The sequence below is a fragment of the Phascolarctobacterium sp. Marseille-Q4147 genome (genome assembly GCF_017968825.1).
GTDB lineage: Bacteria > Bacillota > Negativicutes > Acidaminococcales > Acidaminococcaceae > Phascolarctobacterium_A.
This window is the reverse complement of the sequence record NZ_CP072874.1, coordinates 24,600-37,139: the sequence shown is the minus strand read 5'-3', so window position 1 is coordinate 37,139 and position 12,540 is coordinate 24,600. Positions and strand designations below refer to the sequence as shown.

The 12,540-nt window shown below is 48.5% G+C and carries 8 protein-coding genes; all 8 read left to right on the top strand.

Annotated features, from left to right (window positions below):
- Positions 1-5 precede the first annotated feature (5 nt).
- The 8 genes from ispG (at position 6) to KAH19_RS00035 (ending at position 12,120) form a co-directional block, all read left to right on the top strand.
- Positions 6-1,079, top strand: coding sequence for a flavodoxin-dependent (E)-4-hydroxy-3-methylbut-2-enyl-diphosphate synthase (ispG, locus tag KAH19_RS00070; RefSeq protein ID WP_305798475.1), 1,074 nt, complete (start codon positions 6-8; stop codon positions 1,077-1,079).
- Positions 1,079-2,788 carry a proline--tRNA ligase gene (locus tag KAH19_RS00065; RefSeq protein WP_210684618.1) on the top strand — a complete coding sequence of 570 codons (1,710 nt, stop codon included), beginning with the start codon at positions 1,079-1,081 and terminating at the stop codon, positions 2,786-2,788. The genes ispG and KAH19_RS00065 overlap by 1 nt, the downstream gene beginning before the upstream one ends.
- Before the next feature lie 69 nt (positions 2,789-2,857).
- Positions 2,858-3,589: an MgtC/SapB family protein gene (locus KAH19_RS00060; RefSeq protein ID WP_210684617.1), complete on the top strand. Its 732-nt coding sequence runs from the start codon at positions 2,858-2,860 to the stop codon at positions 3,587-3,589.
- 185 nt (positions 3,590-3,774) lie between these two features.
- The gene (locus tag KAH19_RS00055; RefSeq protein ID WP_210684616.1) at positions 3,775-7,500 is read left to right on the top strand and encodes a PolC-type DNA polymerase III; all 3,726 of its coding nucleotides are present in this window, start codon (positions 3,775-3,777) and stop codon (positions 7,498-7,500) included.
- Between the two features lie 14 nt (positions 7,501-7,514).
- The gene (locus KAH19_RS00050; RefSeq protein ID WP_210684615.1) at positions 7,515-7,901 is read left to right on the top strand and encodes a DUF3783 domain-containing protein; all 387 of its coding nucleotides are present in this window, start codon (positions 7,515-7,517) and stop codon (positions 7,899-7,901) included.
- A 99-nt stretch (positions 7,902-8,000) separates the two neighbouring features.
- Entirely contained in the window at positions 8,001-8,492 is a 492-nt protein-coding gene (locus tag KAH19_RS00045) for a YajQ family cyclic di-GMP-binding protein (protein WP_009146299.1), read from the top strand.
- Between the two features lie 35 nt (positions 8,493-8,527).
- A complete protein-coding gene (locus tag KAH19_RS00040) occupies positions 8,528-8,929 on the top strand; it encodes a YkvA family protein (RefSeq protein ID WP_009146300.1) in 402 nt (133 codons plus the stop codon).
- A 497-nt stretch (positions 8,930-9,426) separates the two neighbouring features.
- Positions 9,427-12,120, top strand: a complete 2,694-nt coding sequence (locus KAH19_RS00035) for an autotransporter outer membrane beta-barrel domain-containing protein (protein WP_210684614.1) — start codon at positions 9,427-9,429, stop codon at positions 12,118-12,120.
- Positions 12,121-12,540: the final 420 nt, after the last annotated feature.

Sequence of the window (12,540 nt, the reverse complement as noted above, 5' to 3'; positions counted from 1 at the left end):
AAGTGATAGAACGTAGAAAAACCCGTCAGCTGCATGTAGGCAGCGTGGCTGTGGGCGGCGATGCTCCGATTGCCGTTCAGTCTATGACTAACACACATACAGACGATGCTGCTGCAACCTTGGAGCAGATTCAGCGTCTGGCAGATGCAGGCTGCGATATTATCCGCTGTGCCGTGCCTGATATGGCAGCGGCGGAGGGCCTGAAAACAATTTGTAAGGAAAGTCCGATTCCTGTCATTGCCGATATTCATTTTGATTATAAGCTGGCTTTGGCAGCGATTGAAGCAGGCGTTGACGGCCTGCGCTTAAACCCCGGCAATATCGGCGGTGAGGAGAAGGTGCGCGCTGTGGTGGAAGCAGCGAAGGAACGCAATATTCCTATCCGCATCGGTATCAACGCCGGCTCCCTGCCGAAGGATTTGCTGGAAAAATACGGCCATCCCACCGCGGAGGCTCTTGTGGAGGCGGCTTGGCGCCACGTCCGCATTCTCGAAGCGATGGATTACCGTAACATTAAGATTTCGCTCAAGGCGCATGATGTGCCGCTGACACTGGAGGCTTATCGTCTGATGGCAGCGCAGTGTGATTATCCGCTGCATGTCGGCATTACGGAGGCAGGCACCGTCAACAGCGGTATTATCAAATCCGCAGTAGGCATCGGTACATTGCTGGCCGAGGGCATCGGCGATACTATCCGCGTTTCGCTGACCGGCGACCCGGTGAACGAGGTGCGTGTAGCCTATGACATTCTGAAATCCCTTGGTCTGCGTGAGCACGGACCGACGTTAATCAGTTGTCCGACCTGCGGACGCACCCGCATCAGTCTGGAAAAGCTGGCGCTGGAGGTTGAACGCCGTTTGGCGGATGTTGAAGAACCCATTACGGTTGCCGTTATGGGATGTGTGGTCAACGGACCCGGTGAAGCACGTGAGGCTGACGTCGGCATTGCCGGCGGCATCGGCGAGGGACTTGTTTTCCGCAAGGGTGAAATCCTGCGTAAGGTTCCCGAAGATCAGCTTGTAAGCGAGCTTTTTGCTGAAATAGATAAAATTTTACTTGAGAGGAAGGTATCCCGTTAATGAAAGTTTCTAAAATGTATGCACCCACTCTGCGTGAGGTTCCGTCCGAGGCTGAAATCCCGAGCCATCAGCTGCTGCTGCGTGCCGGTTTTATGCGTAAATCTACCAATGGCATGTACACCTATCTGCCGCTGGCTTGGCGTGTTATTAAAAAAATCGAAAATATTATCCGCGAAGAGATGGACCATGCAGGCTGTCAGGAAATCATGATGCCGATTATGCAGCCGGCAGAAATATGGAAGGAAAGCGGCCGTTGGGACGCTTACGGCGCAGAAATGGTACGCTTGAAGGACCGTCACGGCCATGAATACTGCCTTGGTCCTACCCACGAGGAAATGGTTACTACCCTGGTTAAGAACGATGTGCGTTCCTATCGTCAGCTGCCGCTGAACCTGTATCAGATTCAGGACAAATTCCGTGACGAACGTCGTCCGCGCTTCGGCCTGATGCGCAGCCGTGACTTCATCATGAAGGATGGCTATTCCTTCGACCGTGATGAAGCAGGTCTGGACGTTTCCTATAAGGCTATGTATGATGCTTATGACAAAATCTTTACCCGCTGCGGTCTGAATTTCCGTCCGGTAGAAGCAGACAGCGGTGCTATCGGCGGTACCGGCAGCCATGAGTTCATGGTGCTGGCAGACAGCGGTGAAGCAGAAATTACCTACTGCACCAAATGCGATTACGCTGCCGATATCGAAAAGGCAGAGCTGTATCCGATAGAGGCTCCGGCAGAAGAAATGCAGGAGCTGAGCGAGGTTGAAACTCCGAACTGCAAGACTATTGCCGATGTTTGTGCTTTCCTTAACGCTCCGATTGAAAAATCCGTAAAGGCTGTTGCTTACCAATGCGAAAAAGGCCTGGTACTGTGCTTCGTTCGCGGTGACCACGAGGTTAACGAAACCAAAGTACAAAACACTGTAGGCGCAGTTGAGCTGGAAATGGCAGAGGCAGAGCTGCTGGCTAAGGCCGGCACTGTCGGCGGTTACATGGGCCCTGTCGGTCTTGACCCTGAAAAGGTTATTATCGTTTGTGATGCAACCGTTATGAATATGCACAATGTTTGCTGTGGCGCTAACCATGAAGGCTTCCACTACATCAACGCTAACCCGGGACGTGACTTCACTCCGACCTACGTTGCCGATATCCGTCTGATGGCTGAAGGCAATCCCTGCCCGCACTGTGGCGCTCCGATTGCTAAGGCTCGCGGTATCGAAGCAGGCCAGGTATTCAAGCTGCATACCAAATACAGCGCAGCTATGAAATGCACCTATCTGGATGAAAACGGCAAAGAGCAGCCGATGGTAATGGGCTGCTACGGTATCGGCGTAGGCCGTACTATGGCTGCCTGCGTTGAACAGAGCCATGATGCCGACGGTATGATCTGGCCTGTTGCTATCGCTCCGTATGAAGTGCTTGTTGTACCTGTAAACGTAAAGGATGAAGCATCCTTTGCTAAGGCTGAGGAAATCTATAACGAGCTGCACAAAGCAGGCGTTGAGGTTGTTATCGACGACCGCAAGGAGCGTCCGGGCGTAAAATTCAAGGACGCAGATTTAATCGGCTATCCGCTGCGCGTAGTTGTAGGTCCCAAGACTCTGCAGACCGGCGAGCTGGAAGTAAAAGTTCGTAAGACCGGCGAAGTAAGCATGCTGCCGCTGGACAGTGATTATATCACTGCTATCAGGGAGATGCTGCAAAAGCTGTAAAAATAACTCAGTTCCCGTGTCTGCGCCTGGCGCAGGCAGAGGGAACGGAAGCTGTGAGGTGATACTGGCATGGATTTGATTAATACTTCTTTTTTGCATAACAAAGAGGTTGTTATGGTTATCAGGCTGGTTGTTGCTGCAATTCTCGGCGGCATTGTCGGTATAGAAAGAGGCAGTGGTGACCGCCCTGCCGGTTTCCGTACGCACATTCTTGTGTGCGTGGGCTCGGCGCTGTTTATGCTCGTTTCGCTTTACGGCTTTGATGATGTCTATCCTCAGACTGCCAAGCTGGAGGAGGATATCGGCCAACGCCGTGACTCGGCGCGTATCGCAGCCCAGGTTGTCAGCGGCATAGGCTTTCTCGGTGCAGGCACCATTCTGCACGAGGGTTTAACTATTCGCGGTCTGACAACTGCTGCCAGCCTGTGGATGGTTTCCGCAATCGGTCTTGCTGCCGGCAGCGGTATGTACTTCCTCAGCAGTGTGGCAACCATTATCACCATGATAACTCTTGTTACCTTCCATACCTGGGAAAAGCGTTTTGCTGCCAACAACCGCAGCGACCGCCAGTTTGTCCGCATCATTACTACCAATCGCTCCGGTGCCATAACCGATGTTACCGGTTATCTGTCCCTTAACGGCGTACAGGTAAAATCGCTGAACGTAAAGCGCGATAAGGAAAAGAATCGTCTGGTGCTGGAGGTATTTCTGAAGCTTGGCAAAACTGCGCCCGATGGCGGAGATTTGGTAAGAGGGTTGCAGGGGATAGAGGGTGTTGTCGGGGTCGAAAACATGAGATAACCTATAGCACGCCATCTGCGTTGTTGCGTCGCCTCGACGTACTAAAAGTACGCCGTCGGCATCCGCGCCTAGCATCTGACGCACTCTAGCTTATCTCCAAAAAATAGAGGAAGATAGCACGCCATCTGCGTTGTTATCCAATTCCCCCAACAACTTCTCCCGTCATTATTAGGAAAGGATTTAATGTGAATAAAAAATATTGTCTGATTCCTGATGAAGAAAAATTTTATAGTTTTTTGGCTTCGCTGACCTTTTCCCCGGTGGAATTGATGCAGCTGAAGCTGATGCATATTAATCAGATTTGTGTAGACGAGTCTGCCTGTCAGTGGGAGGTGCACTTCAGCTGTGCCGCCCATCTTACCGGCGGCTTGCTGCAGAAGGCGGCGCAGCAGCTTGCAGCCGCTTTTTCTTTGCAAAGCGTAGATATGATTTGCGACGGCGATGGCTCCAAATGCCAGGTGATGCAACGCGAGCCGCAGGCAGAGGTAGAGATTACCGACTGCACCGGCGAGCCGCTGCCGGAGGAAATTCCTTTACCTCCTGAGCCGCCTGATATTGATATTGGCGAAACTCTGCCGCCGGAGCCTCCCTGTGAAACGTCCTACAACAATCCGGAGGAGGATCCCGAGTATCTGCAGGCGATGGCAGCCTTATACGGTGAAAAGAAGGCTGACGGCCAGCTGTGGGGCAAAAAAATCAAGGGGACACCGCGTAAGCTTGATACTGTTACCGAGGAAGAGCGCAACGTTGTTATCGAAGGCACCTTTGTCAAAAGTCTGGATAAGGACGGTGCGCTGCAGACCTTTATTGATAAGGAAACGCGCGTTGGTTCTATTGTTCTTACCTTTAACGTGAGTGATGATACCGGCGGTATCTTTGTTAAGCTGCGTTTTGACAAGCGTGATGGCGGCGACCCGCGCAAGGAATGCAATGAGTTTAAAAATCTGCTGAAGCCCGGTATGCGCCTGCGTCTGCAGGGTGATGTTGCGCCAGACCGCTTTGCCTTTGACGAGATGTGCATGGTGCCGCGTGGCATTATGAAACTCGATGCCAAAGAGGAGCGCATGGATAATGCGGAGGTCAAGAGGGTTGAGCTGCATTGCCATACGAAGATGAGTAAGCTTGATGGCCTGACGCCGATGGAGGGCCTTGTCAAGCAGGCAATCCGTTGGGGCCACAAGGCTTTGGCGATTACCGATCATGGTGTAGTGCAGGCCTTTCCGTTCTGCTTTGATGCGGCGGAGGGCAGTGACCTGAAGCTGATTTTCGGCATGGAGGGTTATCTTATCAGCGACCGCCAGACGAAGGATGATGCTGTTGATACGGAAAATCCTGATGCTGCGACTAAGGGTAAGAGCAAAATCAGCAGCCACCATATTATTATTCTGGCGAAGAATGAGGTTGGTCTGCGTAACCTGTACCAGCTCGTTACTATCAGCCATCTGCGTTATCTGAATAAGCGTCCGCTGTTGCCGCGTGCTGTTATCGAGGAGCATCGTGAAGGGTTGATTCTCGGCTCGGCCTGCGAGGCGGGCGAGCTTTACCGTGCGGTGCGCCTAGGAGCGAGCGATGAGGAGCTAGAGGAAATTGCCGGCTTCTATGATTATCTGGAAATCCAGCCGACGGGCAATAACCAGTTTTTGGTACGTGAAAATTATTGCACAGAAGAGGATTTACGCGAGCATAACCGCAAAATCTACGAGCTGGGCAAGCGCTTGGGCAAGCTGACTGTGGCAACCTGCGACGTGCATTTCCTCAATCCCGAGGATGCGCAGCTGCGTGCGATTCTGCAGGCCGGTCAGGGCTACAAGGATGCGGATTTGCAGCCGCCGCTGTACTTGCACACTACGGAGGAAATGCTCGAGGAGTTCTCTTATCTGGGCAAGGAGGCAGCCTATGAGGTTGTTGTTACCAATACCAATAAGATTGCGGATATGATTGAGCGTATTAAGCCTGTTCCCGACCGCGACCAGCTGTATTCACCTTCTATTCCCGGTGCCGAGGATGCCGTGCGTGATTTGTCCTATGCCAAGGCGCATGAATGGTACGGCGAAAAGCTGCCGCAGATTGTTGAGGACCGCTTGAAGATGGAGCTGGATGCTATTATCGGCCACGGCTTCTCCGTATTGTATTACATTGCGCATAAGCTGGTTAAGCATTCTATCGACCGCGGTTACCTGGTAGGCTCGCGTGGCAGCGTAGGCTCGTCCTTTGTTGCTACGATGCTGGATATTACCGAGGTTAATGCGCTGAAACCGCATTACCGCTGTCCGCATTGCCGTCACAGCGAATTCTTTATGAACAATGAGGTCGACAGCGGCTTTGACCTGCCGCCGAAGGATTGCCCAGAATGCGGTACGAGGATGCTGCGCGACGGTCATGATATCCCGTTTGCGGTTTTCCTGGGCTTCCATGGCGATAAGGTTCCTGATATCGATTTGAACTTCTCCGGCGGTATCGATCCCGATGATCCGTCCGCTATGTCCGACCAGAGCGTGGCGCACAAGTATACCGAGGAGCTTTTCGGTCGCGATAACGTTTGCCGCGCCGGTACGATTGCGACCATCGCCAACAAAACGGCGATAGGCTTTATCAGAAAATATTATGAGAGCAAGAATCTGCATGTGCATCCGGCGCACGTTGCTGCGCTGGTTGAAGGCTTTGCCGGTATCAAGCGCACTACGGGCCAGCATCCAGGCGGTATCATGGTTGTGCCGCGTAATATGGATATCCATTATATTACGCCGATGAACCGTCCTGCCGACGATAAGGATGGCACTACGATTACTACTCACTATGATTATCACAGCATCAATGACCGTCTGGTTAAGCTGGATATTCTGGGCCACGATGATCCGATGGTTCTGAAGATGCTGGAAAAATATCTGCAGGAGGATGTGGATCCCAACTTTGATCCCAAGAAGATTCCTGTGGGCGATGAGGAAACGATGCGTATCTTCCAGGATACGTCTTCCCTCGGCGTTACGCCGGAGCAGATTGACAGTGCTGTAGGCACCTTCGGTATCCCGGAATGCGGTACGAAGTTCGTGCGTCAGATGATCAGCGACGTACAGCCGAAAAAATTCAGTGAGGTTGTGCGTGTATCCGGTTATTCGCACGGTACGGACGTATGGCTGAACAATGCGCAGGATTTGATTAAGGAAGGCAAGCCTGTTGCCGAAACTATCTCCACACGTGACGACGTTATGACGCACTTGATTTCCAAGGGCGTGGAGCCCAGTCTGGCGTTTAAGACGATGGAGCACGTGCGTAAGGGCAAGGCGGCGAAAAAAGGTCTGGAGCCTAAGATGCTCGAGGCTATGCGCGCAGTAAATATTCCCGAATGGTATATCAAGTCCTGCGAAAAGGTACAGTATCTGTTCCCGAAGGCGCACGCCGTTGCGTACGTTCTGATGGCCTACCGTATTGCCTATTGCAAGGTGCATTATCCCAAGGAATTTTATGCGGCGTACTTTACGGTGCGTGCCAAGGATTTTGACTACACCCATGTTTCCAAGGGCAAGAGCTATGTAAAGAATTTCATCAAGAATGTTTACCAGCAGGGCTTCAAGGCTTCGCCGCTGGATAAAACGACTGTCACCTATCTGGAGCTGGTAAATGAAATGCTGGAGCGCGGTCTGACATTTGATAAGATGGATTTATACAAGTCGGACCCGATTAAATTCCTGGTTACGGAAAACGGCCTGCGTCCGCCTTTGGCTGCCTTGGGCGGTGTAGGTGAAAACGCGGCCAAGAGCATTGCTGCGGCGAGGGACATCAACCGGCCGTTTATCTCTCAGGAGGATTTGCGCCAGCGTTCCGGTGTCAACAAGAGTGTTATCGAAAAGCTGGCAGACATGGGCGTTTTGGGCGATTTGCCGGAAAATAACCAGATTGATTTGTTTGCCTGAGATAGGAGATATATATGCAAAAAATAATTTTGGCCTATAATTTTACGCCTGAGCGTCTGCAGGCGCTGAAGCTTATCTGTATGATGCTGCGCACGCAGTTGCGTGCCGTGGCGCGTGAGGAGCTGCTGCAGCCTGTAGGCTATTTGGCAGGCTTGTCAGAGGTGGCGCCTGTCAGTGAAGCTTACAGCGGTGACGAGGGGCAGGAGGAAATGCTGCTCATGTGCGGCTTCAGCCGTCAGGATTTGGACAGACTGCTGGCTGCCGTTAAAAAGGGCAAGCTGCGTCAGGTGGCTTTGAAGGCGATGCTGACACCCACCAACTGCACCTGGAGCGGCCTGCAGCTTTTGCAGGAGCTTAGCCAGGAGCATGCTTATATGCATGGCAAAAATGCAGGTAAATAAGCAAAATTGCCGCTGCCGGTAGTTTTACTGGCGTTAAAGCGCTTTCTTTGATATAATTAGGCATGATAAACTTTAGCTACATTTAGGAGGATAATAATAATGGCAAAAGATAGTTCCTTTGACGTTGTTTCCCAAGTTGATATGCAGGAAATGGATAACGCTGTCAACCAGGTTAAGAAAGAGATTGACCAACGTTATGATTTCCGCGGCAGCAATGCTTCCATCGAGCTCGGTGAGAAAGAAGTAAAAATTGCCGCTGAGGACGAGTACAAGCTGGGCGCAATTTTAGATATGCTACGCCAAAAAATGGCTAAACGCGGTATTCCTCTGCGTTGCCTGGTTCCGGGCAAAATTGAGCCCGCTGCTAAAGGCACCGTTCGCCAATCTCTGGAAATCCAACAGGGTATTTCCAAAGAGAACGGCAAAAAAATCGTGGCAGCTATCAAGGCTTCCAAGCTGAAGGTAACTGCTCAGATTCAGGACGACCAGGTACGTGTTGCCGGTGCGAAAAAGGATGATCTGCAGGCTGTTATCCAGCTGCTGAAGGCCGGCGATTTCGGCGTTGATCTGCAATTCATCAACATGCGCTAAGCATTCGTCTACGGTTTGGAGAAGAGTGGAGCAAAATGACAGAACACAAAGACTTTGACAAAAAGAAAATCAATGACGGCGAGCTGCAGAAGTATTCCGGAAGCTACAGCGAGGAAGGCCTGCTGCATAAAATCAGCCGCTACGGTGCCCACATCGGCATCGAGCTGCTGTACAAGGTTGTGCAGCTGTGGTGCGTACTGCAGAAGCCGGAGGTTCCTGCGAAGGAAAAGGCGTTGATTATGGGAGCTTTGGGGTATTTAATCGCTCCCCTGGATTTTGTGCCGGATATGACACCGGTACTGGGATACAGTGATGACCTGGTGGCAATTACCTTTGCGCTGCTGAAGGTGCAGGGGTATATTGATGAAGAGGTTGATGCCAGAGCCAAGGAGCTGTTGGCGAAGGTTTTTGATAAGGATGTCGTTGCGAAGCTGTAATTGCAAGCTGACTAAAATATGCGCTGCCTGACAGGCAGCGCTATTTTTATGCCATCAGCTTGAAGAAACTGGAAATTTAAAACGGAAATAATAATTAAGTAAAGTGTAAGAGGACTGTCCCCCTGACGATAATGTATCGCCTGTGGGGACGGTCCTTTTGGATTTTATATGGATAATAGAAAATTCACATTACATGTAGATAAAATAATCAAGTAATTAAAAAAAACTGAAAAACTTACAGTGTCTGTAACTGATTGAAATATGTATCGTGAAATGATGATAAAGTTTTCATGATGCAAATATTGATGTTTTTAAAATATTTTATTTATAGAATTTGTAATTATCTACGTTTTAGTATGTCTTGCGGGGGGGGTACAGGTGTGCTATAATCTCGTGTAGTTATTATGAGGCAAGGATAAAACCGACCTCTCAAAATAAAGAATGACTGCTATGAAAATGGTTGTTTTCATACTATTTTAAGGAGGAGCTTGACGAAAGTGAAACAAAAACAATTTTTAGCCCAAGCGATAGCTTTGAGCATTTTGTGTATGGTGCCGATGAGTGTTAATGCTGCCGGTTTTAGTGAAATTACGAGCGGAGGCGTTATAGATGAAGCGCTTGACGTTAATGTAACAGGTCATGACAGTGATGATAACGGCATACTGTTATCTGGTGGTGAGAACCTGGTGGTAAACAACGGCGGCACTATTCGTGTTAATACTGTTGCCAATGCCAGTGGTATCACAGCAGCGGATAGTTTTCTTGGAGCTACGCATGTAACTGTTAATGGTGCAAAGTTTACTATTGATGTTGGTTATGCCAAACAAGGAACCAGTGCAGTTGGTGTCTGGAGCCAGACCATGAGAAATCAGGTTGGTGATGGCAGCCAACCGCAGCCGGAATATCAAGGCGGTACGGTAACTCTTAATGCTTTAGAAAATAAAATTAATGTTACCAGTAATCGTGTAGGCTATGGCCTATTATCCGGCAGCGATTTCGATGGCAACAGTAATCAAGGCGGTAATATTATCTGCAATGGTAAGCTGGATATAGATGTTAACGTCCTGACTCCTGACGGAAAAAATTCTGATAGCCAATATCTCAACAGGGCTATGGGTGTTGTTGCTTATGGCGGTAATGTCTATATCAATAATGACGCCGATATTCATATCAAATCTCAAGCAAAAGGTGGCAACGGCAAAGAGGTTGCCGGTTTATATACCAGCTATGATGGCCACATTAATGGTAGTGCTGACAGTATTATTAATATACATGCAGAGGGTATTGGTAAAGTTACCGGTATCACCAACGGTACTTATGATGTTCTTGCCCAACAAAATAATGTAAGCTATACTCCGTCTTCTATTAATTTGCGCGGAACAACTAACATTTTTCTGGATGGAAAAAGCAATTATGGTATCTGCTCTAATATCAAATCAACCTTTGAAGCCAATACCGTAACTATCAACTTTACCAATGACAGCAAAAATCTTACATCCGTCGGAATACAAGCAACTGACGAAGGTAAAATTAAAATTGATAACCTTTTCATTGGAACAGAAGCAACAGCGTTGAATCAGGCAGATAAAATCACCGCATTACAGACGGACAAGATGTATGCCGGAAGGTTTAATATAACGAAAAATGCGCAAATCAATGTCAACACTAATGAGCAGGGTACTGTACAAATTAACGGCTCCGTTAGTAATCAGGAAAGAGGAACCATTAATTTACATCTGACAAATGCTGATTCTTATTTTTATGGCAATGTTGATACGTCTCAAGAGTATAGTTGGGGTGGTAGGGAAACTAATATAGTTCTCAAAAATGGAGCATTATGGAAAAATTTCAGTGCTAATGGCTGGTTGCACAGCAATCTTACTAACCTCACCTTAGATAACAAAGCGCTCTTAGACATGACGCATAACGAATATAGCAGTGGCGAGTTTTTCCAAAAAATCTACATCAACAATAACATGTCCGGTACGAACGCTACCATTAACATGGACATCGACGCAGGCACTAATACCAACAACAGTGACCGCCTGTACATCGCAGGCACTCACACCGGCAACCATTACATTACGCTCAACAATGTTAATGCAGATGGCAATACTGACGGCGCTGCCGGCACGGTTCTCGTAAGCGTAAAGGACGAGCAGGGCAAATTCTTTGCTAACGATAAGGAAGGATCCTTGTATTGGAATAAATACACTTTGGATAAACAAGACAGCGCTACTGACGGCTATAACACCGATTGGTATCTGAAGAAAGTAGAATTCATACCCTCCAAACCGACCACCAGCGTAGATGCTGTTGATGCAACCCAAAGACTGGCTTTCGCTAATTGGGTGGAGGATGACAAGCTTATGCAGCGCATGGGCGACCTGCGCCACGAAACCAATAATGAGGAAGGCGTTTGGGTGCGCGTCAAAGGCGGCAAATACAGCGGCGATGGCTTCAGCAACCGCCACACCATGTACCAGATTGGCTATGACGATGTTGTTAAGGAAAACGAAAAGCTGAAGCGTTATCAAGGCGTGGCCTTCTCCTACGATGACGGCAAAAACAGCTTTAACCGCGGCAGTGGCAAGCTCAAAGCCAAATCCATCGGCTTCTACAATACTGACCTGCGCAATAAAGGCCATTATCTGGACGTAGTATTCAAGATTTATGATGCAGACAGCGACTTCACTGTTTTTGATACCGAAGGCAAGAAGATTACCGGTGCTTTTGACAACACTGGTATCAGCCTGAGTGCTGAATATGGTCGTAAGAAATATCTTGACGAGCATTGGTCTATCGAGCCGCAAGCACAGCTTACCTTGGGTTATTTGGGCGGTGCAAGATACACCACCAGCAATGGCATCCACGTAAGCCAAAGCGATCCCAACAGCGTTTTGGGACGTATCGGCTGCAACTTTATGTACGACATGGACGAAAAGAATACTGTCTACCTGAAGGCGAACTGGCTGCATCAATTTGCCGGTAATTACGGTGTAACATTGACTAACGGCAATGACAGCCTGCGTATTGATAACCATGACCATGACACCTGGTTTGAATATGGCTTGGGCTTTGCCTGCATGACTGGCAAGAACAACCACCTGTATGCAGACGTAGAGCGTTCTACTGGCGGCAGCCTGCGTAAGAACTGGCAGTGGAATGCCGGTATGTTCTGGACGTTTTAAGTGATACTTTAAGACAATTTTATTTGAATTATAATCTCCCTTTATCTACATTAATTGTAGATGAAGGGAGTTTTTTTGTTACGCTTAGATTTGCAATAAAAAAAGCAAGGTTGAAGATAGTCGTTTTTTCGGAAGGCGAATATTTGGCACTTATTATAACTATCTTTGTAGAATATTGTAAAACGTTGATATAGTTCTCTTGAAAATAAACATTAATATACATTACAAATATTAATGTTATATGAATTGCGTTATTAATAGTTTAATATGTCTTGCGGGGGGGTACAAATGTGGTATAATTTTACAAATGGCTTTTTTTGCGAAAAATACAAATACTCATATTATTTTAAGTAGTAAATCTGCCATGAATACTTTTAAAAATAATATGAATTCAAGTTACTTTCTTTTTGCGAGTTGTCA